The 23,034-nt window shown below is 66.1% G+C and carries 18 protein-coding genes; 9 read left to right on the top strand and 9 right to left on the bottom strand.

Annotation, left to right across the window (positions count from 1 at the left end; all coding sequences use genetic code 11):
• Window positions 1-3: 3 nt before the first annotated feature.
• Window positions 4-2,388 carry a TonB-dependent receptor gene (locus IPG63_06275; GenBank protein MBK6726856.1) on the top strand — a complete coding sequence of 795 codons (2,385 nt, stop codon included), beginning with the start codon at window positions 4-6 and terminating at the stop codon, window positions 2,386-2,388.
• Here the strand turns inward: IPG63_06275 and IPG63_06270 are convergent.
• The 6 genes from IPG63_06270 to IPG63_06245 all read right to left on the bottom strand — a co-directional run bounded on the left by IPG63_06270 (window position 2,376) and on the right by IPG63_06245 (window position 9,410).
• A complete protein-coding gene (locus IPG63_06270) occupies window positions 2,376-4,082 on the bottom strand; it encodes a glycosyltransferase family 39 protein (GenBank protein ID MBK6726855.1) in 1,707 nt (568 codons plus the stop codon). The two genes, IPG63_06275 and IPG63_06270, sit on opposite strands and share 13 nt — an antisense overlap.
• The gene (locus IPG63_06265) at window positions 4,079-6,205 is read right to left on the bottom strand and encodes a HAMP domain-containing protein (protein ID MBK6726854.1); all 2,127 of its coding nucleotides are present in this window, start codon (window positions 6,203-6,205) and stop codon (window positions 4,079-4,081) included. The genes IPG63_06270 and IPG63_06265 overlap by 4 nt, the downstream gene beginning before the upstream one ends.
• Window positions 6,205-6,573 (bottom strand): DUF4390 domain-containing protein, encoded by a 369-nt coding sequence (locus IPG63_06260; protein ID MBK6726853.1) that lies wholly within the window; start codon window positions 6,571-6,573, stop codon window positions 6,205-6,207. Before IPG63_06260 ends, IPG63_06265 begins: the two co-directional genes overlap by 1 nt.
• Before the next feature lie 73 nt (window positions 6,574-6,646).
• Window positions 6,647-7,960 carry a 16S rRNA (cytosine(967)-C(5))-methyltransferase RsmB gene (gene rsmB / locus IPG63_06255; protein ID MBK6726852.1) on the bottom strand — a complete coding sequence of 438 codons (1,314 nt, stop codon included), beginning with the start codon at window positions 7,958-7,960 and terminating at the stop codon, window positions 6,647-6,649.
• Window positions 7,957-8,880: a methionyl-tRNA formyltransferase gene (locus tag IPG63_06250; GenBank protein ID MBK6726851.1), complete on the bottom strand. Its 924-nt coding sequence runs from the start codon at window positions 8,878-8,880 to the stop codon at window positions 7,957-7,959. Before IPG63_06250 ends, rsmB begins: the two co-directional genes overlap by 4 nt.
• Window positions 8,880-9,410 (bottom strand): peptide deformylase, encoded by a 531-nt coding sequence (locus IPG63_06245; protein ID MBK6726850.1) that lies wholly within the window; start codon window positions 9,408-9,410, stop codon window positions 8,880-8,882. The genes IPG63_06250 and IPG63_06245 overlap by 1 nt, the downstream gene beginning before the upstream one ends.
• Window positions 9,411-9,540: 130 nt before the next feature.
• On the opposite strand from IPG63_06245, the gene IPG63_06240 reads away from it, so the two are divergent.
• Window positions 9,541-10,743: a LysM peptidoglycan-binding domain-containing protein gene (locus IPG63_06240; protein ID MBK6726849.1), complete on the top strand. Its 1,203-nt coding sequence runs from the start codon at window positions 9,541-9,543 to the stop codon at window positions 10,741-10,743.
• Window positions 10,744-10,776: 33 nt separating this feature from the next.
• On the opposite strand, the gene IPG63_06235 is transcribed toward IPG63_06240, so the two are convergent.
• Entirely contained in the window at window positions 10,777-11,712 is a 936-nt protein-coding gene (locus tag IPG63_06235; GenBank protein ID MBK6726848.1) for a hypothetical protein, read from the bottom strand.
• A 391-nt stretch (window positions 11,713-12,103) separates the two neighbouring features.
• On the opposite strand from IPG63_06235, the gene IPG63_06230 reads away from it, so the two are divergent.
• The 5 genes from IPG63_06230 (at window position 12,104) to IPG63_06210 (ending at window position 18,603) form a co-directional block, all read left to right on the top strand.
• A complete protein-coding gene (locus IPG63_06230; GenBank protein MBK6726847.1) occupies window positions 12,104-13,522 on the top strand; it encodes a hypothetical protein in 1,419 nt (472 codons plus the stop codon).
• A 105-nt stretch (window positions 13,523-13,627) separates the two neighbouring features.
• Complete coding sequence (dprA, locus tag IPG63_06225) at window positions 13,628-14,770, top strand: DNA-protecting protein DprA (GenBank protein MBK6726846.1); 1,143 nt, start codon at window positions 13,628-13,630, stop codon at window positions 14,768-14,770.
• 142 nt (window positions 14,771-14,912) lie between these two features.
• Window positions 14,913-15,383: a DUF494 domain-containing protein gene (locus IPG63_06220; GenBank protein ID MBK6726845.1), complete on the top strand. Its 471-nt coding sequence runs from the start codon at window positions 14,913-14,915 to the stop codon at window positions 15,381-15,383.
• Window positions 15,384-15,545: 162 nt separating this feature from the next.
• Complete coding sequence (locus IPG63_06215) at window positions 15,546-18,038, top strand: DNA topoisomerase I (protein ID MBK6726844.1); 2,493 nt, start codon at window positions 15,546-15,548, stop codon at window positions 18,036-18,038.
• 163 nt (window positions 18,039-18,201) lie between these two features.
• On the top strand, window positions 18,202-18,603 hold the full coding sequence (locus IPG63_06210) for a hypothetical protein (protein MBK6726843.1): 402 nt from the start codon (window positions 18,202-18,204) through the stop codon (window positions 18,601-18,603).
• Between the two features lie 40 nt (window positions 18,604-18,643).
• Here IPG63_06210 and IPG63_06205 read toward each other — a convergent pair whose 3' ends face one another.
• Window positions 18,644-19,813 (bottom strand): ATP-binding protein, encoded by a 1,170-nt coding sequence (locus tag IPG63_06205; GenBank protein MBK6726842.1) that lies wholly within the window; start codon window positions 19,811-19,813, stop codon window positions 18,644-18,646.
• 90 nt (window positions 19,814-19,903) lie between these two features.
• Window positions 19,904-20,152, bottom strand: a complete 249-nt coding sequence (locus IPG63_06200) for a hypothetical protein (GenBank protein ID MBK6726841.1) — start codon at window positions 20,150-20,152, stop codon at window positions 19,904-19,906.
• A gap of 226 nt (window positions 20,153-20,378) precedes the next feature.
• On the opposite strand from IPG63_06200, the gene glnA reads away from it, so the two are divergent.
• Both glnA and IPG63_06190 read left to right on the top strand, forming a co-directional pair.
• A complete protein-coding gene (gene glnA, locus IPG63_06195) occupies window positions 20,379-21,788 on the top strand; it encodes a type I glutamate--ammonia ligase (protein MBK6726840.1) in 1,410 nt (469 codons plus the stop codon).
• Window positions 21,789-21,994: 206 nt separating this feature from the next.
• Window positions 21,995-23,020, top strand: a complete 1,026-nt coding sequence (locus tag IPG63_06190) for a Fic family protein (protein MBK6726839.1) — start codon at window positions 21,995-21,997, stop codon at window positions 23,018-23,020.
• Window positions 23,021-23,034 lie beyond the last annotated feature (14 nt).

Genomic DNA, 23,034 nt, shown 5'->3' with positions numbered 1-23,034 from the left:
CCGATGCCGGCACTTTCGAGGTCATTGCAGAGTGCGTTGATCTTGCTCGGGCTGGCGGGTCCCGTCGCCGCCCTGGCCTGCGACCTCGATCGCCCATTGTCTGCGACGGTGCCGGCAACTTCGCTGCTCGATGCCGTGAGCGCGCTGGCCGCGGCGAGTAACTGTCGCATCGTGCTGGCGCCGGCGCTGGGGCGACGCGCGGGACCTGCGCTCGACGCGGGCAGTTCGGTGGCCGATGCGCTCGATGCGCTGGCCATCGCCGCTGCACTGAACTGGTCGCAGCGAAGCGATCAGGTGGTCGAGCTGGTCGCAGCCGATGCCGCGGCGGCGCTGCAGGAGTCGACCCTGAGCATTGCTGCCGATGCCGAGACCGACACGGCATCGGCGCGCACCTCGCTGACCGCGCAGGCGCGCCTGCCGAGCGAACGCAGTGCCGCGATCGCGCGCACGCGCATCGACGCCGACGCCATCGCGGACACCGCGCCGCATGATTACGGCAGTGCGTTGACGCGCGCGCCCGGCGTCTACGGCATGGCCGCGAGCGATGTCATCCGCGGCGTCAGCGCTTCGCGCGTTGCGCCCAATCAGCGCGCCAGCCTGATCACCATCGACGGCGTGCCGGTGCCCGCCGAAGCCTGGTTGTTCAACCGGCCCGGACTGGGACTGATGCAGTCGCTCGAAATCACGCGCAGCGCCACCGGCATGGCCACCGCTTATGGCGCCGGTGCCGGCGACCTGGCAATCGGCACGCGCGCGCCCGCGGCCGCGTTCGGCGGTAGCGTCGGCGTCTCGCATGCGCCGGCGCTGGCGCCCATGGTGCATGTGGCCGCGACCGGCGGACTTGGCGTACCGGGCATGCAGGGCGCGTTCGGTGCGAGCCGGCAGATCGGTGGCGAGGAAATCGCGGCGGAGCAGCAGCCGGATGTCTTCCAGCAGCGCCAATACGCGCTGCGCCTGGCCTGGCAAAGCCCGGAGCGGACGCACCAGCTGCAGGCCAGCGTCCTCGATTTCGCGCGTGCCGACCTCGGCGGTGGCGAAGGCCCTTGCGGCGGCGGCCAACCGCATTGCCTGCTCGGCTCCGACGTCGACATCCATGGTGCCGGCGCAGCATGGCAATGGCGGCCCGGAGATCGCTGGCAGCTCAGTGCCCAGGCCGGCTCTTCCGACACCCGCGCCGCGCTGACGCGCCGCAACGGCCAGAACCTGGTCTCGGAGACGCCGGCCTACGTGCATCTGCAACACGCCGACCTGCGCCTCGAACGCGACGCCGGCGCGCATGGTTTGATCAGCGCCGGCCTGTTGCAGGCGAATCGCGGCTATCGCGTGCACGGCAGCCGCCGCTTTTCGATCACGCCTTCGACCTCCAGCTCGCTCGGGATGATTCCGGCGGCACCGGGTCCGGCCAGCCTCGCCTACGACGGCGCCGAGACGGCGCGGTCGGATCTGCCGCAGGCCTATGCCGAATTCCTCTACGACGACGAGACGCGTTGGGACGGCCACATCGGCCTGCGCCATGTCGCCGCTGAATCGCGCTCACAGCTCGCCACCAGCGTGGTCAGCGAGAACAACTGCCGACTGGTCACGGGTCGCTACGACGCCGCCATCGAAACCTGCAGCGACGCACTCGGCGTGCTGGTGCAGGAGCGCAATGCGCGCATCCGCCACCACGAAACGCTGTGGCTGCCGAGCCTCGGCCTGCGCCACCGCTTCAACGAAAACCACTGGCTGGCGCTGCTGCTACGAGACTCCTTCCTCGGTTCCGACCTCGACACGCTGGCCCTGAGCCCACGCTCGACGCTGGAGAAACTGCGCACCGCCGAACTCGCCTGGTCGCGACCGCTGTTGCGCTCGGCGCGTATCGAAGCGCGCCTGTTCCATCACCACTGGCGTGATCGCGTGGCGAATTTCACCGGTCCCGAGAACCCGGACGCGATCCACTTCGCCAGCAAGATTCTCGGCGCCGAACTGCAGTGGCTTTGGCAACCGCGCGACGACGCCGAACTGTGGGCCAACGCCAGCGGCCTGCACAGTCGCTCCACGCTGCAACCGGAATCACTGGCTGCGGCCGCGGTGCGCGGCGCGCCGGAATGGTCGGCGGGCATCGGTGGACGCCTGCACTTTGCCGGCGACTGGTATGCCGGCAGCCAGTTCAGCCATGCAGCCCCGACCTGGATCGTCAACGACGACGCCAGCATCGAACGCCTCGGCGCGCGCAATCTGCTCGACCTGCGCGTCGGCTGGCGCCGCGGTCGCTTCGATCTCTCGCTTTGGGGCAGCAACCTGCTCGACGACGACTACATCGCCGACAGCTACGGCCGCGGTCTCCTGCTCACGCCCTACCACGCCTACAACCGCATCGTCGGCATCGACGCCCGTTACGGGTTCTGAATCGCGCACGCCGCGAGCGCGTCGACGCGCAGCAGCATCCAGTCGCGGCGATTGCTGCTGCCGAGTGCGGTGGCGCGGGTGGCGTCCACGCAGGCGGGAATCACGGCGGCATCGGCGAAGATTGCGCGGCGCAGCGGCTCGGCGCGGAGCCACGCGGCGGCGGCATCGAACTGCACGGCTGCAGGCCGTTTGAAGCCGAATTCAGCGACCACGCCGATCGCCTGCAGCAAATGTTGTTCGCGCCAACCGACCAGTCCGATGGCGGTGTCGGCGCCGGCAGCGGCGCGTGCGCGCTGCATCACCGCGCGCCCGGAACTGTGCGCATCGAGCAACGGGTACGCAACCAGGCTAAGTCCAATCCACAGGGTCGCCAGCAACGCGAAGCAGGCGCGCAGCGCGTGGCGCGTGCCCGCCAACGCCGCCGCCACGAGCCCGACGCAACCGACCGCGCCGAGCATCCACCACAACGCGTCGGCGCCCGCGGCCAGTTCGTAGCGCAATTCCTGGCGCGCCTCGAAACCGGGCTCGCCGAGCGCCGCCATCAGCCCAGCGACCGCCAGCGGCAACGCAAGTGCCAGCACGAAGGCGAACACGAGACGACGGAAACCCCGGCGCCGCGAAGCGAACACCAGCCCCGGCGCCAGCGCCACGCACAGCATCGGCAGCAGCGGCAGGATGTACATGTCGCGCTTGCCCGGCGACAGCGAAAAGAACAGCAGCACCAGCGCCGCCCACAGCAGCGGCACGAACACGCGCGCGTCGCGGCGCGTGCGCAGTTGCCGCCAGGCATAAGGCAGCGCCCACGGCCAGGCCAGCACGAACGGCAACCACGTCGTCAGCATCACGCCAGCGAAGTACCACCATGGCTGGAAGTGATGCTCGGGATTGGCGTAGCGACGCGCGGTCTGGCCGAGCAGGATTTCGCGCGCATAGGCCACCACTTCGGCGTCGCCCCAGGTCGCCACCGCGATTCCCAGCGGCACCAGCCATACCGAGCACGCGGCGACGAACGCCAGCAGCCCCCACCCCAGGTGCGACCGCGCCGATTTCGCAGCCGTGTAGGAGCGGCACTTTGCCGCGACCGCTCTCACCGGAACCCCGAATCCAAGCCGCCGCCCCAACGCGATCACCGGCAACATCAACAAGGTCAGTGCGCCGACGCCCTTGCTGATGGTGCCGATCGCGGCCATGAACCAGCCCGCTGCATGCGTCACCCGCGATGGCGCGAGCAACGCATGACTGAGGAACGCATGCGCAGCCGCGGTCATCGCGAACACCAGGAACGGATCGATCTGCGCGCGCTTGGCCTGGTAGCTGAACTGGAACGCGAACAGCAGCATCAACGCCGCCAGCCGCGCCGCGCGCCGGCCCCAGAAGCGCAGCGCCAAATCGAAGGTGAGCGCCAGCGTGCCGAGGCTCGCGAGCAGCGACGGCAGCAGGAAACTGATGCGCCATTCGCCGGTGAACTTGTGCGCTGCGACCAGCAGCCACAGAAACAGCGGCGGCTTGTCCGGATAGATCTCGGCGCCGCGGTGCGGAATCAGCAGTTTGCCGCTTTCCGCCATCTGCTGCGCGACCAGCACGAAGCGCGGCTCGTCCGCCGGCCACGGATCGCGCAATCCGATCCCGACGCCAAGCACCAGCAAGGCCAGCGCCAGCAGCAACCACAGGTCGCGGCGCGCCGCGGCACTCATGCCACCGCTCCCGCGACCGGCAGCCACAACACGAAACGCGCACCACCGCCTTCGGCATGCTCGGCGCGGATGCGCCCGCCATGTTCCTCGGCGATCTTCTGCACCATCGCCAGACCAAGCCCACCACCCTTGGGCTTGGTGCTCGTGTACGGCTCGAACCAGCGACCATCGAACTCCGGCGGCAGTCCCGGCCCGTGGTCGCGCAGCACCAGTTCAATGCCACCGTCGCGCAACGCCAGCTGCACATCGACCGCGACACCATGGCCACCGGCCTCGACCGCATTGGTCAACAGATTCACCAGAAGCTGACGCAGGCTGTCGCGATCGGCGCGCAGCGCCGGCAACACCGCAGCGAAGTCGCGCGTGATCCGGCATTGCCCGCTCGACTCGTACAGATCGAGCACCTCGCCGACCAGTGGCGCAATCGCCAGCGCGCGCAACTCGATGCGCGCCGGGCGCGCGTAGTCGCCGAAGGCATTGACCAGGCCCTTGAGTGCATCCACCTGGGCGACGATGGTCTGCGTGGCGCGATCGAGCACCTGCGCATCGGCCGCGTCGAGCTTGCCCTTGAAGCGATGTTGCATGCGCTCGGCCGCGAGCCGGATCGGCGTCAGCGGGTTCTTGATCTCGTGCGCCAGCCGCCGCGCCACCTCCGACCAGGCCGCCTCGCGCTGCGCCTGCGCGATCACGGTCATGTCGTCAATGATCACCACGTAACGCGTGGCGTCGCCGCCGAGTTGCAGCGCGCGCAACAGCAATGCTCGCGGCTGCTCTCCCGGTGCGGCCAGCTCTTCGCGCCACTCGTTGCGCGCCTCCCGGCTGCGCGCCTGGATCATCGCCATCACCTGCGCTGCGACTGGCGATGCTGCGGCCACCTCAGTGACGGGCTGGTCGATCAGCGCCGTGAGCGGGCAGCCGAGCAGCTCCGCCGCGGCTGCGTTGGCGGTGGTCACGTGCGCGCCATCGACGCTGACCACGCCGGCCGACAACCGCGACAACACCGCCGCGAGATGCGCGCGCGCGTGCTCGGTTTCGGCACGACTGGTCTGTTCACGTACATCGAGCTCGGACAGATCGCGACTCATGCGATTGAACGCGGCCGTCAACACACCGAGATCGTCCTGCGACTGCTCCTCGACTTGCGCCCCGAAGCGGCCTTCGCCGATCGCCGTCGTCGCCTCGGCCAGACGTGCGATCGGCCGCGTCAGCCGGCGCGTCGCGGCAAGCGCGGCGAGCAGGGTCGCGAGCAGCGCGAGCAAGGTCACGAAACCGAGGATCAACACGAAGGTGGTCTTCAAGGCCGTGCGCTGAAAACGCAGCTGCGCATAGTCGATGCTGCTGCGTTCGAGTTGCGCCAGCTGCGGTGCCAGCTCCGCCGGCAAGGGCTGGATCCACTGCAGCAAGTGGCTGCGGCCGAGCGCGTCGGTGGTGGTGGCAAATGCCCGTACCACCAGCTGGTCGGCCAGGGTCACGGTCTGCGCGATACCGCCGGACTCGCCAATCTGCAGGCGCAAGGCTTCGTCCGGCGCCGCTGGCAGGGTAATCGCGGTGGTGCTGAAGGCGAGCGCTTCGACGCCGCCATTGCCGTCGTAGCTGGCGAGATGCACCGCCAGCGCGGCATCGTCTTCGAGCAAGCGGTCGAACTGCGCCTGCACATCGCCGCCCGGATCAGCGCCAATGCTTCGCGCCAATGCCTCGACCCGCGCCAGCGTCTGCCGCTGCTCGCGCAGCAGCACCTGCTCGCCGAGCGCGCGCGCCGCCTCTTGTGCGGCCTCAAGATCGACGCGGAACCAGGAATCGATGCCGGCATCGAGAAAGCGGATCGCGAAGCCGGCCACGAGCAGGGTCGAGGGCAACGCGATCAGGCCGAACAGCGCCGCCAGGCGCGCATTCAAGCGCGCCCCCGGCCGCGATTCGGCGCGCTCGCGCCACAGTCGCCAAAGCTCGCGCACGATTGCACCGACCAACACCAGCACCGCCACCGCGGAGACACCGAACAGCCAGCCGTAGGCAGCGCCGAGACGGCTCTCGGCGCTCTCGGCGTCGGCGGCGAGCCACAACGCCGCGACCAGCAGCGCGAGCGCACTCGCGGTCGGCAACAGCCACAGCAGGCGCCGCGCCATCAACGACTCCAGGACCGCTGCGGCGTGGCCAGCTGCCACTCGCGTTCGACTAGCGCCGGCAGCCGCAGCGGCGCGGGCAGCGCGCTGCTGACCAGTTTCACGCGCACCCGTCCGGAGTCCGCGGACACCGCACCGAGCACGATGCGGTCGAGCGCGGCGAGCAGACGCGCACGGCTGGCGAACACACGCGGCTGGGCGTCGCCCGGCAAGTGCAGCTCGTACTGCCGCGACAGTGGCCGGTAGCGCAGTCCGATGCGCTGCACGCTGGCCACAGCACCATCGATCTGCACCGCGAGCAGCAACGGAATACCGTCGTCGAGCGCCTGCAGCAGGGTGTCGGTGAAACGCAGATCGAGCTCGAGCTGCAAGGCACCATCCTCGACACGCGCACTGCGTACGCTGGAGCCTTGGGGATCGCCGCCGCAGGCAGCGATCGCGAGGCTAAGCGCGATGGGCCAACACCGCGTAATAGAAGCCATCGCAGTCGTCCTCGCCGGGCAGGTTCTGGCGCCCGTGGCGCTGCGCGCGTCCGAACCACTCCGGTACGACATCGAGCGCGACCGCGTCGCGACGACGTTCCAGAAACGCTGCGACTTGGCCGTCGTTTTCATCCGCGAGCACCGAACAGGTCGCATAGACTAGCCGTCCACCCGGGGCCAGCAAAGGCCACAGCGCATCCAGCAGCTCGGCCTGGGTGCGTTGCAGCGCGGCGATATCGGAATCGCGACGCAACAGTCGGATGTCGGGATGACGCCGGATCACGCCGCTACCCGAGCATGGCGCATCGAGCAGGATGCGATCGAAACGACGCGTGCTGTAGAGGTGGCGACTGCGCAGATCGGCCGCGGCGAGTTCTGCATCCAGCTGCAGGCGCTGCAGTCCCAGGCGCGTGCGTTCGACCCGTTCCTCATCGATGTCGACGCCGGCCAGCAACGCCAGCGCGGACTCGCGCTCGGCGATGTGCGCGAGCTTGCCGCCGGGCGCGCAACAGGCGTCGAGCACGCGCTGGCCCGGAGCCAGATCGAGCAGCTCGACCGCGAGCTGCGCGGCGCCGTCCTGCACCGAAAAATCGCCCTCGGCGAATCCCGGCAACTGCGTGACGTCGACGCCATGCTCGATACGCAAGGCGTCGGGCAGGCCGGCATGCACCTGCGCGACGATGGCGTGCGCAGCCAGCAATTCCTGCAACCGCTGGCGCGAGCCACGGCGGCGGTTCACGCGCAACCAGGTCGACGCCGCGCGGTTGTTGGCTGCGCACATCGCCGCCGCCGCGTCGCCCCAGTCCTGTTCGAAGCGGCGCAGCATCCACGACGGATGGTTGTGCGCGATTTCCGCCGTCGCCGGCAGCGCGGCGAGCAAGGCCTCGCGCTCGCGCTGGAAGCGGCGCAGGACCGCGTTCACCAAGCCGGCCAGATTGGTTTCGCCGAGCGCGCGCGCGGCGCCGACGCTGGCATCGACCACGGCGTAAGCCGCGTCGATGCCGAGTTCGAGCTGCGCCAGACCATTGATCAGCAGCGCCTCGACCGCGTCGTGGCGCTTGGGCAGCGGCTTGGCGAGCAGCATCCGCAGCAAGGCCTCATAGCGGAAGATGCCGCGCAGGCTGGCGTAGAGGATGGCGCGCAGCTGGGCGCGATCACGCGCGTCTTCGAGGCTGGCATCGGCCTCCACCAGCAAGTCGGTCAGCGATGCGCCGCCGCGACGCAGGTTGGCCAGCGCGCGCGCGGCGAGGGCACGGATCGGCAGCACCGGCTTCATGCGCGGCGCAGGTCGCTGCGCGCGTTCAGGTATTCGTGGGCAGCAAGCGGTCGTCCGCCGTCGCGTTGCACGCGCGTCAGCCGCAGCAGGCCTGCGCCGGTCGCGACATCGATGCCGTCACGCCCGGCATGCACGATCTCGCCGGGCGGATGATGGCTTGCGCCATCGATCGCCTGCGCCGCATGCACGCGCAGACGTTCCCCGCCGAGCACGAGCTCCGCGACCGGCCACGGCGTAAAGGCCCGCACCTGGCGTTCGAGATCGATGGCGCTGCGCTCGAAGTCAAGCACGGCCTCGCGCTTGTCGAGCTTGTGCGCATATTCGACACCGCGCTCCGACTGCGGCTCGGGTCGCGGCAAGGAGCCGTCGGCCAGTCGGCGCAGGCCTTCGGCGACCAGCTCGGCGCCGAGGGCGGCGAGGCGGTCGTGCAGACTGCCACCGGTCTCGTCGGCCGCGATCACGGTCTGGCGCCGCAGGTACACCGGGCCGGTGTCGAGGCCGCGTTCCATGCGCATCAGGCAGACCCCGGTCTCGGCGTCGCCGGCGGCGAGCGAGCGCTGGATCGGCGCCGCACCACGCCAGCGCGGCAACAGCGAGGCGTGCACGTTCCAGCAGCCATGGTGCGGGATGGCGAGCACACTCGGCGACAGGATCAGACCGTAGGCGACCACGATCATCAGGTCCGGTCGGTACTGCGCGAGGCGCTGGCGGCTGGCCAGCGATTTGAAGTTCTCGGGCTGCTCCACTGCCACGCCAGCCGCGCGCGCGCGCTGCTTGACCGGGCTTGCGCTCAAGGCGCGACCGCGACCGGCCGGGCGGTCCGGCTGGGTATAGACGGCCACCAGTTCAGCGCGGCTCGCGAGCACGGCTTCGAGACAAGGCACGGCGAACTCCGGCGTGCCGGCAAAGACAATACGCATCAGAGCGAGTGCTCGCGGTCGCCGGCAGCACGCTTGTCGCGCGCCTGCTTGGCCAGCTTCTTGCGCACCATGTCGCGCTTCAACGGCGACAGGTAATCGACGAACACCTTGCCGGCGAGATGATCGAGCTCGTGCTGGATGCAGACCGCCAGCAGGCCATCACTTTCGATCACGCAGCGCTCGCCATGGCGGTCCAGGGCGTCCACCCGCACCGCATTCGCGCGCGTCACGTCGGCATAAATGCCCGGCACCGAAAGACAACCCTCCTGGTACACCTGTTCGCCCTCCCGATGCGTGATCTTCGGGTTGATCAGCACGATCGGCTGGTCCTTGCCCTCGGAGACATCGATCACGACGAGCTGCCTGTGGCAATCGACCTGCGTCGCTGCGAGCCCGATGCCGGGCGCGGCGTACATGGTTTCCAGCATGTCGTCGATCAGCTTCTGCAGGCTTGCGTCGACGCTTTCGACCGGTTTCGCCACGGTGCGCAGCCGCGGGTCCGGGAACTCCAGGATGTTCAAGATGCTCATTGCGTTCTCCTGCCCACGGAATGGAGGCGGGAGTGCCTCGATCAAGCGGCGTGATGGGGGGCGCATTTTATCGCGGATGGAATTGGGTTACACTCGGACCAGTCCTCGCCAAATCAGAGGCTTAGCCGCCATGCTTAAAAGATCGCTTGCAGTATTGGCTGGAATCCTGTTCAGCGCATCCGCTTTTGCGCTCGACGCGGATGACCTGCGTTCCGACCATCCCGATTCCTACACCGTCGTCGAAGGCGACACGTTGTGGGCCATTGCCGGTCGATTCCTCAACAACCCTTGGCAGTGGCCGGAAATCTGGCAGGCCAACGACCAGATCAAGAATCCGCACCTGATCTACCCGGGCGACGTGATCAGCCTGATCTATGTCGATGGCAAGCCGATGCTGACCCGCGGCCTCGCCGGCCAGCGCCCAAGCAACGAGAAGCTCTCTCCGCGTGTGCGCGACATGGGCGGCAGGCGCGCCGTCGGGCCAATCCCGCTGGACGCACTCAAGGCTTTCCTCGAGCACACGCGTGTGCTCACCGAAGCCGACGCCGATGCGCTGCCCTATGTCGTCGGCAACGAAGAAGCCCGCCTGCGTACCGTTGATCTCGGCCTGGTCTACGTGCGCGGCCTCGACGCCCGCCCCGGCACCGAGGTCGATATCGTCCGCCCCAGCTTCGTCTATACCGAGGTGAAGAAGGGCTGGCCGTGGCAGCACAAGCCACGCGAAGCCCAGTCACGCGACTGGGACCCGAGCCAGGGCTTCACCTTGGGCAGCATCTGGACCGACCATATCGGTCGCTACTTCCGCGAGCGCCGCTCTGAAATCCTCGGCCACGAAGTGGTGCAGGTGGCACGCGCGCGCGTCATCGCCGAAGGCGATCCGGCAACGCTCGAAATCCGCGACGGCGACATGGAAGCCCGCGCCGGCGACCTGATCCTGCCAGTCGACGACTCGCCGTACGACCCCTCCTACTCGCAGCATGCGCCGGAATCGGTGCCCGACAACATGCGCGTGCTCGCGGTCTCCGAAGGGTATGCCGTGACCGGCCCGGCACGCGTCGTCGCGCTCTCGCGCGGCGCCCGCGACGGTATTGGCAACGGACAGGTGTTCGCGCTGATGAACCAGGGCAAGACCGTGCGCGACAGCGTCAAGCACCCGAGCGGCGACCTGCGCAGCGCCTTCCAGACCAAGAAGAAGTACGTGACCCTGCCCGAGGAATTCGCCGGCCACGTGATGATCTTCCGCACCTTCGAGAAAATCAGCTACGGCCTGGTCATGGACGGCAAACGCCCGATCTTCGTCAACGACCTCGCCCGCGAGCCGCAGTCGCTCTGACCCGAGCATCCGCTCCACCCCAAGGGCGCGACCTCAGGTCGCGCCCTTTTCGTTTGCGCGGACTACTCGACCCGCATCCCGATGATTGGGGCATACTCCGCCCATCATGGCCGCCAGCCCTGACCCGATAAAGAACCAGAACAGAGTTTGCCCGGTGCTGTTTTCGATCACCTCACAGGCGTGCGCCTGATCCGGGAAGTCCGGAGGAGGCCCTCCCTCCGTGCTTGCACAGCGCAAGTCGGCATTGGCCACGTCATCGCGATAGACGATTTCATGCGGCTGATAGGAAAAGCCGCAAGTCATCATCGATGCATCTAGCCAGGCTTGCCGGCTCCAGTCCCATGCCCGCACCGATCGCGTGGTGAAGTGAAAGCGCCATGGCTGCCGGGTGCGCTCGGCGCGGTCGATGAAAGCCCACTCGCCAGACAGATTCGGCCAGCACGAGTCGTGGCTCGGCCAAGAGTTGCGTCCGAACCCACCAAAGCCGAAGTTGAAACGACTCAGCCGCGCGTTCGAGAGCCGACGCGCGGGGCCATCCGGAAGTGTCGACGCGAGATCAAGATAGACCTCGCCCAGAGGCGAGAAATTAACCGTCACTACACCGATTGAGGATGCTTCCGGCGACGGCGGATACTGACCAGGATCGCCGGTAAATCCCAGTACCGGCCCGTCATTCCAGCGCTCGAGCGGGCCGGTGAAGTAGTGATACAAGGACGGGTCCGACATCTCGATGTCCAGCGTCGTGCCAACTCTCAGCGCCCCAGTCGCGGTGAACCACTCGGAGTGGCCGGCTTCGTCATATGCCAAAACGACCAGTACGGAGCGCGTACCTTGATGCTCTAGGTAGAAAGCCTGGTGCGGCCGCGTCGGCGTCCAGTACAGACCACGCTCGGGCGTCTCCGCTTGCACAGACCCGAGACCCGCACACAGGACGAGGCCCAACACCTGCTGGATGCCAACCGACTTCACAAATGTCGTTCGGTGCCTCACTATTCCAACCGCGTGCGCACCGGGGGGTGCCGCCTCAACCCCCAGATGTATCAGGGACTTTCGATCACATAAAGGACGATTGCGCATGATCAGGCCATTCCTTACCGTAAGTGTTGCTACTCTTCTCTCTCTCTCTACGGTTAGTCAAGCAGTAGCTAACCCCTCCGCTGGTTTGAGTCAGCAACCAGTCATACCCATCAGCATCGGGACCCGATCCGCGCAAACTGCTGAATTGCGCCAGGCAAATCTGCCCGAATCGGCGTTCGAATATTCGACTCGCCTCTCGACCACAGAATTAGACCTTGAGTCTGTACTTGAAGGGCCAGTCCATGCGCAACTGGCTCAGCGCGGGTTCGTCTTGGGGGGCATCGTGAAGATTGAACTGATGCCCGGCGAGTGGTTTCAGTTTCACGGGCAGCGCCTAGAACGAAGCCAATCGGGATCCACGACTTGGATCGGAGTATCTGCAGGCGACGCTGGTTTTCTTACTCTCACCAAGAACGGGCTGCACGTAGTAGGGGCGGCAGATGTCGGAATTCGGCAGTTCCGTTTAAAGGGTCCGCTGAATGGGCGCATCGTTGTGCGCGAAACGCTTCCCGCGACAGGCGCTTTTTGCGAGCAAATAGATACTGTGCCCAAGATCTCCGCAATACCGGAGACACCCAAGGCGTCAATGAGCAAGTCGATGGTTGTAGTCGACTTGATGGTGCTAATGAGCAATGAAGCTGTCGCCCATCTTGGCTGGGACTGGAAAACCGATGTTGACAATTTCGTGGCAAACATGAACCAGTCCTTCGTCGACAGCTCCATAGCAGCCCGCGTTAGAGTGGTGAAATATGCCCAGATAAGAGACAGCGCAGCCAACGGAACAAACGTTGCAAACCAAGTAAGCAATGTTTTCAGCCTGCTCTCCAATGCGAGTCAACCGTTTTCAACGATTCCTTCCGAGCGAAATCAAGTGGGCGCTGACATCGTTCTGCACCTAATTACTCGTCTGCCCAACTCCACCCGTTGCGGCGCGGCAAATGCCTACCGCGCTGGTTCCAACACCGACGTCGCCTTTGCGGTCGCGTCGGTGAACTGCCCCGCTAGCGACCATACTTTCACCCACGAGGCGGGGCACCTTCTGGGTGGAATTCATGATTCAGCGTTCACAACCGAAACACAGGCGGTCTTCCCCTATGCCTTCGGTTACACGAATAGGCAGATCGCGGGCGCGAATTTTCGAACGCTTATGGGCGACGGTACATTTGCCGGTGGTGATGCGTGCAGCGGCGGCACATCGGGTTGCCCTCGCATCAATCGCTGGTCATCGCCTCACCAGCAGGTAGAGATTGCCGGTCAGACCGTTCCTATTGTTGCTGAAGCAGATGCTGCCAAGAGCAACATGGTCCGGACAATTCAGGGCAGCAGCGATTTCTATGATCCTGTTGAGGGAATGGCGAGCCTGGTGGCAAGACACCGAAGCCCGGTCGCCGTCTCTCCAGGGTCGCCGACCAACTTTGTCGCAGACAGCTACTGTGGCGGAATTCCTAGAGAGTTTTCCTGGAGAGCCGGAACCGGAGTCGCGGGCTGGTATGAGCTGTACACAGTAGCCCATGGCGATGTGACAGAGCCGCCCTACACGAGCCCAACGTCCACACTGGATGCGAGATCGCTCGCTGTCACGGTGTATTCGTATCGGATGGACACGACATTCGTATATCTGCGGAGTTGCAACACTGCTGGATGCAGCAGCTGGATCACGGGTGGACCGCTGCTGCCGCTGGGAATTCCTCCCTGTCGGTGAGATTAGCGCAGGGAGAGATGGCGCCCTTTTCGTTTGCGAAATTTCCGGCTTGCATTTGCGAGCCTGCCGGGCGCGTTTGTGGCGGGCGCGGTGCAGGCTATGCGGATGAACCATGCAGCGCACCACGAACCCACCGAACTGCAAGCCTGGCTGATCGCACACCGCACACCCGGGCTTGGCGACCTGCGCCTGGCGGCGCTGCACCAGCGCTTCGGCAGCATGCGCGCGGCGCTGGCTGCCGGGCGTTCGGCGCTGCGCGAGTGCGGCCTGCCCGACGCCGTGTGCAGTGCGTTGGCGCGCGGCGGTCGCGCGTCGGTCCGTGCCGATCTCGACTGGCTCGAAGCCGCGCCGAACCGCCACCTGCTCACGCTCGCCGATCCCGACTACCCGCCACTGCTGCGTCGCCTCGAGAATGCGCCGCCGGTGCTGTTCGTCGAGGGTGACCTGAATGCGCTGTGGCGGGCGCAGATCGCCATGGTCGGCAGTCGCAACGCCAGCCGCTCCGGGCTCGGCATCGCGCGCGACTTCGCGGCGCACTTCGCCCGTCTCGGCATCGTCGTGACCAGCGGGTTGGCCGAAGGCATCGACGGCGCCGCGCATGCCGCCTGCCTGGATGCCGGCGGCAGTACCATCGCCGTGTTCGGCACCGGCCTCGATCGTGTCTATCCGCAGCGTCACCTCGACCTGGCCCGGCGCATCGCGGCACAGGGCGCGCTGGTCTCCGAGTTTCCTATCGGGACACCGCCGCTGCCCGAGCACTTTCCGCGGCGCAATCGCATCATCGCCGGACTGACGCTGGGCACGCTGGTGGTCGAGGCATCGTTGAAGTCGGGCTCGCTGATTACCGCCAGGCTTGCGACCGAGAGCGGGCGCGAGGTGTTCGCCGTACCCGGTTCGATCCACGATCCGCGCGCACGCGGCTGCCACGAACTGATCCGCAACGGCGCCGCGCTGGTCACCGCCGCCGAACAACTGGTCGAAGCACTGCAACCGATCGGTCACGAACTCGGCAGCGTGTTGCGCGCGCGCCTCGCCGCGCAAGCCGCGCCGGCTGTGGCCGTGGCGACACCGGACGCGGCAAACGCGCGGCTGCTCGACGCCATCGGCTTTGCGCCTACGGATTTTGACAGTCTGCTCGGCGCCACCGGGTTGACCGCCGGCGCGATCTCTTCCATGCTGATGTCGCTCGAACTCGACGGGCACGTCGCCGACCTCGGCGGCGGTCGCTTTCAACGACTGGCGCGGTGACTGCATTGGTTGAATCCGCATGGATTTCCAAGGCTGAACCCCTTCCGCAGCACGACGCGCGGTCCTCCCCGACTCCCTCCGAATCCTGCGCATGCCGCGCTGATCGAGGCGGCTTTGCGTCACCCACCTGCAGGAGAGCAAAATGAAGGAATCCGTGCTGTCGGTGCTGGTCTATCTGTTCCGCAATTACTTCCTCGGCGAGCCGGATACGGTGCACGACCGCGCTTCGCTGCAAGCGGAATTGATCGAAGCCGGCTTCGATGCGCTGCATGTCGGCAAGGCGTTCGACTGGCTCGCCGACCTGCAGGACGAGCAGCCGAGCGCGCCCGATCTCGCCCGTCAGCAGCCGCTGCGAGTGTATGCACCCGAGGAACTGGACCTGCTGGACACCGACTGCCGCGGCTTCCTGATGGCGCTGGAGCAGCGCGGCGTGCTCGACGCCGATGCGCGCGAGCGCGTGATCGAGCGTGCGTTGGCGCTGGAGCAGTCGCCGGTCGACCTGCATGACCTGAAATGGGTGGTGCTGCTGGTGCTCTACAACACGCCGGACCGCGAGGCCGGCTATGCGTGGATGGAGTCGGAGCTTCTCGCCGCGCACCTCGCGCGCAACTGAGTCGGCAGCGAATTGGCTTGACAGCACCAGCCCGCCCGTGAATCACTGAAATAAGGACGCGCCTCGTGCGCGACGACCGGGCCATGTGGTCAGCACCACGGTCACCGGCCCGCAACAGCGAACCCACAAGCTGCCGCAGCGCTCCTGCGGCGTAGAAGGACTATGGCCAAGAACCTGCTCATCGTCGAGTCGCCCGCCAAGGCCAAGACGATCAACAAATACCTCGGCAAGGACTTCCACGTCCTCGCCTCCTACGGCCATGTGCGCGATCTGGTGCCGCGCGAGGGCGCGGTCGATCCCGAGCGCGATTTCGCCATGCGCTACGAACTGATCGAGAAGAACGAACGCCACGTCGAGGCGATCGCCAAGGCCGCCAAGCAGGCTGACGCCCTCTACCTCGCAACCGACTTGGATCGCGAGGGTGAGGCGATCAGCTGGCACATCAGCGAGATCCTGCGCGAGCGCAGCCTGCTCGAAGGGCGCTCGCTGCACCGAGTGGTGTTCTCCGAGATCACGCCCAAGGCAATCCAGGAAGCGGTCGCGCATCCGCGCAAATTGCAGCTCGATCTGGTCAATGCGCAACAGGCGCGACGCGCGCTCGATTACCTGGTCGGCTTCAATCTCAGCCCGGTGCTGTGGCGCAAGGTTCAGACCGGGCTGTCGGCCGGGCGTGTGCAGTCGCCGGCGCTGCGCCTGATCGTCGAGCGTGAGGAAGAGATCGAGGCGTTCACGGCGCAGGAATACTGGTCGATCGCGGCGCAGTGCGCCCATCCGGTGCAGGCCTTCGATGCCCGCCTGCTGCGCTACGACGGCCACAAGGTCGAGCAGTTCACCTTCCGCGACGGCGCCGCTGCGGAAGCCGCGCGGGCGGAACTGGTGCGTGCGGCCAACGGCATGCTCAAGGTCGCCGATGTCTCGCGCAAGCAGCGCCAGCGTCGTCCCTCACCACCCTTCATCACCTCGACCCTGCAGCAGGAAGCAGCGCGCAAGCTCGGCTTCGGCACCAGTCGCACCATGCGCCTGGCGCAGGGCCTGTATGAAGGTGTGCAGATCGGTGACGAAGGCCTGGTGGGATTGATTTCCTACATGCGTACCGACGCCGTGCATCTGGCCAATGATGCGATCGCCGAACTGCGCGCAGTCATCGCGGATCGCTATGGCGCCAAGGCCCTGCCGGAAGCACCGAACGTCTACAAGACCAAATCGAAGAATGCGCAGGAAGCGCACGAAGCCATTCGTCCGACCTCGGCCCTGCGTACGCCGGAGTCGGTCGCCAGGTATCTCAATCCCGACCAGCTCAAGCTGTACGAACTGATCTGGAAGCGCACCGTCGCCTGCCAGATGGCGCCGGCGCTGATGGAGACGGTAGCCGTCGATCTCGCTGCCGGGTCAAGACATGCCTTCCGCGCCACCGGCACCACGGTGATCGAACCGGGCTTCCTCGCCGTGTACGAGGAAGGCCGCGATCAGAAGACCGAAGAAGACGATGACGAGGGCCGCCGCCTGCCGTTGATGAAGGAAGGCGACAGCATTCCCTTGTCGCAGGTGCTCGCCGACCAGCACTTCACCGAGCCGCCGCCACGCTATTCCGAGGCGTCGCTGGTCAAGACGCTGGAGGAATACGGCATCGGCCGGCCGTCGACCTATGCCAGCATCATCCAGACCCTGCTTGGGCGCGAGTACGTGATGCTCGACAACCGCCGCTTTCGCCCGACCGACGTTGGCCGCGTGGTGGCCAAGTTCTTGTCCAACCATTTCGCGCAGTACGTCGACTACGAGTTCACCGCGCGCATGGAAGATGAGCTCGACGCGGTGTCACGCGGCGAGGAGGAATGGGTGCCCTTGCTGCGCAAGTTCTGGGGACCGTTCAAGGCCCAGGTCGCCGACAAGATGGAAACCGTGAGCCTCGATGAGGCCAAGCAGAACCGCGTGCTCGGCAACGACCCGGCGACCGGCAAGCCGATTTCGGTGCGCCTCGGCCGCTTCGGACCGTTTGCGCAAATCGGCACCAAGGACGACGAGGACAAGCCGAAGTTCGCCTCGCTGCAGGCCGGCCAGAGCCTGCACACGATCACGCTCGAAGATGCGCTCGAACTGTTCAAGCTGCCGCGCGTGCTCGGTCATGCGGCCGACGGCAAGGAAGTCAGCGCCGCGGTCGGTCGCTTCGGCCCATTCGTCAAGCACGGCAGCACCTATGCCTCAATCAAGACGCCGGAAAGTGCCTACACGATCGAGTTGCCTCGCGCGCTGCAGCTGATCGAGGAGAAGGAGGAACAGATCCGCAACCGCATCATCATGAGTTTCGACGATGGCGCGATCGAAGTGTTGAACGGCAAGTACGGTCCCTACATCACCGACGGTGCCAAGAACGGCAGGATCCCCAAAGACCGCGATCCGAAAACCCTGACCCGCGAAGAGTGCGTCGAATGGCTCGCCGCCGGCAAGCCGGTCAAGAAGAAGACCGGCAAGTTCGGGCGCGCCGCGAAGAAGGCACCGGCCAAGAAGGCCGCGAAGAAGCTGGCTGCCGGCGAGGGCACCACGCCGATCAAGGCGGCAGTGAAGAAGGCGGCGGCGAAGAAAGCGCCCGCGAAGAAGCCTGCGGCCAAGAAAGCTGCGAAGAAGGCGCCCGCAAAAAAGGCGGCTGCCAAACGCTGATCCGCCTTTCCGTGGGTGCGATTTTCAATCGCACTCTTTGATCTGTCGCCGCGCAAAAAGCGTGTGATTGAAAATCGCACCCACGAGAGCCCCACAAGCGGCCCGCGCTGAATCAAGCGTGGCGAGTGCCGTATGATCGACGCCTCTCGGCCACGGCCTACCCATGTTCGGTCTGGAAATCCTGCTCGCGCTGATCCTGAAGTTCTGGGCGGTCCTGTACGGGCTCGTCTACGGCGCGATCTCCAGCCTGCCACGGCTGCATCGCTCGCTGCTGGCGCGGCAACTCAAGGTCGAGTGGCATGACGCCGAGTTCCTGATCGTGCAGAGCCAGGGTCGCGACCTGCACATCGCCGGCCTGACCGTGATCGTCTTGTGCAGCGGCCATGGCCGCATCGCCTACCGCGAGCGCGACACCCTGCTGCTGCAGGGACAGACGCTGCGCATCGCGGTCGATCCCGCAGCCGATGCCCTGGTCCTGCTCGGCAACATGCTCGACCTCGGCCGCGGCCGCGAAACCCGGCTCTACCGCCGCATCGAGCGCGAACGCGGTGTGCTGCCGCCGTGAGTCGTGGACCAGCGCGCCTGCGCCGGGAACCGCTACCGGCTTATTTCAGTCCGGCGAGCATCCCGGCCTTTTGCATTTCTTCGACGAGCGCCGGTTCTTCCACCGAATAGACGCCGCGCGCGGCACGCCAGACCAGCTTCTTTTCCTGCAGCGCCGTGAGCGCGGCCTGGACGCCCGGCACATCGGCTCGGGCGTCGGACTCGGATACACCAGCGAGCATGAGAGCACGCCGATACTGCTCGAGTGTCGCGGCCTCGAACGGCGCGTAGTCCGCACCAGCCGCCGCCATCACGCGCAGCACCGCCGCCTGAATTGGCGTCAGACTGTGCACCACTTTCATCAACTCGGCATTCATCACCTCGATCTGCGCCCGCACCTCGACGGCGAAGCGGGACGCGCCATCGCCCGGATCGAGCGAGAAGTCGAAGCGAAACACGTCCGCGGCCGCGTACATCACTTCCGGGCGATGTCCGGCCAGCTGGAACAGCTGCATCACTTCTTTCGGGTCCAGCCGGAACGGAAGATCGACGTGCGCGCAAAACCAGCTCACAAAGTCTGCGCCCAATGGTGGAAAGCTGACCATCGGCGCACCGAAGAACGCTTGATCCTTGCCGTTGCGCAACATCGCCAGCTTGTCGCGATTGGAGCCGGTGCACACAAGCCGCAACCCATGGTGAGCGGAACCGTTGAGCTCGTCGCGGGCCGCCTTCAACGCGAACAGCGCCTCGCTGCCTTCCTGCGTGGTGATCGCATGCTGAGCTTCATCGATGATCAGGACGATGATCTGGCCGGTGTCGTCAGAGAGGGCAGACAACGCATCCGCAAGCGAGACGTCTCGGTCCAGGCCGACGCGATCCAGATCGAACTGCGCGCCGCCCACAGTCACACGCCCCAGGCCCGCGCGCTTCGCCAGCCGCTGCACCACGCCGGCGCGCTCGGCAAGCGCGGCGCGCACGGCGCCAACGATCACTTCGCCGGGGTTGGCTGCGGGGTTGGCCCACAGATCGACGTAGAGCACCATGGCGCCCGCGCGCTCGAGCGCCGGGCGCAGGTCTTCGCGCAGAAACGTGGACTTGCCCGTTCGCCGCGGCGCGGCGAGGAACACGCCCGACGCGGCAGCGCTGCCGACCGCCACGTTCAAGATCTTGTCGGCAAGCGAGCGCGCCAGCTCCGGTCGGAAAAACACATTGCCGCGATCCTGCGATGCCATTGCGCGCCTCGTTTATAGCGAATTATGGCCTTTTATAGTCGATTATAGTTGCGGGCGCGAGTGCCGCCCCAGGACCGCCCGCCAGCACGCTCAGATCCCATGCTGCGCGCGCACGCTCTGAATCCGGTCGCGCACCTTGGCGGCAAGCGAGCTGGACGACTCGGCGCGGTCGAAGATCGACTTGAGCACGCGCTTTTCGTCGTCATCGACCACCTTGTCGCGCAGCGCCAGACCGAGCAGGAAGTTGAGTTCGCCCTCGTCGAGGGTGCCGTCGTCGGCGAAGACCTGGATCGCGCTCCAGGCAATTTCGGTGTAGCTCTTGGGCTGGATCGGGCTCATGCGACGTACTCCGCAGGGAAGAACTGACGCTAGCAACGCCGGGATCGCTCCTACAAGCCCTGCGAGCGCTCTGGCGCTTGCACTGTACTGGTGCGCATTGCCCCTTATTCGAGCAAGCGGCCCGGCCATGCTCCGGATGGCTTCCCCAAGTCCTTGATTGGCCGTGTCGTCGACTTGGCACGCGGATTGCGCTTGAGGTCGCACCTCAACCCAACGGAGTGCTGCGATGTCGGTCGAAAACGTGCTGAAGATGATCAAGGACCACGAGGTCGAATTCGTCGACCTGCGCTTTGCCGACATGCTCGGCAAGCAGCACCACGTGACCTTCCCGGCCCACGCCATCGATGCCAGCACCTTCGAGGACGGCAAGATGTTCGACGGCTCCTCGATCGCCGGCTGGAAGGGCATCAACGAGTCCGACATGGTGCTGATGCCGGACGCAGCCACCGCCGTGCTCGACCCGTTTACCGAACACGCCACCCTGATCCTGGTCTGCGATGTGCTCGAGCCGAGCACGATGCAGGCCTACTCGCGCGACCCGCGCACCACCGCCAAGCGCGCCGAAGCTTTCCTGAAATCCTCGGGCATCGCCGACACCGCGTTCTTCGGCCCGGAGCCGGAGTTCTTCATCTTCGACAGCGTCCGCTTCCGCAACGACATGAACGCCACCGGCTTCGAGATCGAGTCGGAAGAAGCGGCGTGGAGTTCCAACAGGAAGTTCGAGGCGGGCAATACCGGTCATCGTCCGAGCGTGAAGGGCGGCTATTTCCCGGTCGCGCCGGTCGACTCGCTGAACGACATCCGCGGCGAGATGTGCAAGGTGCTGGAGGCGATGGGGCAGACGGTGGAAGTGCACCATCACGAGGTCGCGAATGCGGGCCAGTGCGAGATCGGCGTCAAGTTCAACACCATGGTCGCCAAGGCCGATGAGCTGATGAACATGAAGTACGTGGTCAAGAACGTCGCCCACCGCAACGGCAAGACCGCGACCTTCATGCCCAAGCCGATCGTCGGCGACAACGGCTCGGGCATGCACGTGCACCAGTCGCTCGCGAAGGGCGGCCAGAACCTGTTCGCCGGCGACGGCTACGGCGGCCTGTCGCAGCTGGCGCTGTGGTACATCGGCGGCATCTTCAAGCACGCGCGTGCGATCAACGCCTTCACCAACTCGACCACCAACAGCTACAAGCGTCTGGTGCCGGGCTTCGAGGCGCCGGTGATGCTCGCCTACTCGGCGCGAAACCGCTCGGCCTCTTGCCGCATCCCGTGGGTGTCGAGCCCGAAGGCACGCCGCATCGAAATCCGCTTTCCGGACCCGGTGAACTCCGGTTACCTCACCTTCGCCGCGCTGATGATGGCCGGCCTCGACGGCATCCGGAACAAGATCGACCCGGGCGCACCGAGCGACAAGGACCTCTACGACCTGCCGCCGGAAGAAGCCAAGGACATCCCGACCGTCTGCCATTCGCTCGACCAGGCCCTCGACGCGCTCGATGCCGATCGCGAGTTCCTGAAAGCCGGCGGCGTGTTCAGCGACGACATGATCGACGCCTACATCGAACTGAAGATGCAGGAAGTCACCAAGTTCCGCGCCGCAACCCATCCGCTGGAGTACCAGCTGTACTACTCGATCTGAGCCCGACGCATCACCCGCAGTGAGCAAACGCCCGGCCTTGAGCCGGGCGTTTGCCTGCATGCTTCCTTGACCAGTGCTCAACCCACAGCGCAACATCGGACCGCCGAATGCGAGGGGTGCGATAAGCACCAGCATCCGACACGCGTCCCCCGCGGCCGTGACCCTCTGGTGCAACCATCCCTGCCGACGGTTGAAGCTGCGACATCATGACCCAAGCACCACCATTCCAGCTCACCAACGTCATGCTCAGTCGCGTTGCCGAGATCGCGGAGCTGGTGGCCAGGTGGAACGCGGCGAACCCTGCGGCCTTGTTGCCGCAGTTGCGGCGCGGCAACCGCATTCGCAGCATCCAGGCTTCGCTGGCGATCGAACAGAACACGCTGTCGGTCGAGCAGGTCACGGCGCTGCTGGACGGCAAGCCGGTGCTGGGCACGCCCCGCGAGATCCAGGAGGTGCTCAATGCCTTTGCGGCCTACGAGGCGATGGCGGACTGGCAGCCCACCCGCCTGAACGATCTGCTGGACGGGCACCAGCGCCTGATGCGCGGGCTGGTCGAGGACGCGGGACGCTTGCGCACCGGTGGTGTCGGCATCTATCAGGGCCAGCAGGTCGTGCACATGGCACCGCCGGCCAGTCGCGTGCCGGCGCTGATGCAGGGCCTGCTGGATTGGCTCGCCAACACCGACGCCCATCCGCTGATCGCCTCCTGCGCCTTCCACTACGAACTGGAGTTCATCCACCCCTTCAGCGACGGCAATGGGCGCATCGGGAGGCTCTGGCAGACACTGATCCTGAGCCGCTGGCAGCCGGTGCTGGCCTTCCTGCCGGTCGAGAGCGTGATCAAGCACCGTCAGTCCGATTACTACCGAATGCTGGGCGAAGCCGATCAAGCCGGCGACTGCGGCGGGTTCATCGGGTTCCTGCTGGATGCCATCTTCGAGGCCTTGAAACAAGTGATCGGTGCCTCGCTGAACAGCACCGTCGATTCGGTCACGCCGGTAGAAACGCCGGTAGAAACGCCGGTAGAAATGCCGGTGGTTGGACGGCCCAAGACGCCCGAGCGCATCTTGGCGGTCTTGGCTACCCATCCAACCTGCACGCTGGGCGAGGTGGCTTCGATCGTCGGCAAATCAGTGCGTGCGGTGGAACGCGCGGCGGCCCACCTGCAGCAGCAGGGACGGCTACGCTTTGTTGGGCCACGCAAGGGCGGGCGCTGGGAGGTGGTGGAGTGACCCGTACCCATGTC

This window comes from Lysobacterales bacterium (assembly GCA_016703225.1).
GTDB lineage: Bacteria > Pseudomonadota > Gammaproteobacteria > Xanthomonadales > Ahniellaceae > JADKHK01.
This window is presented reverse-complemented; position numbering and strand designations above follow the sequence as displayed.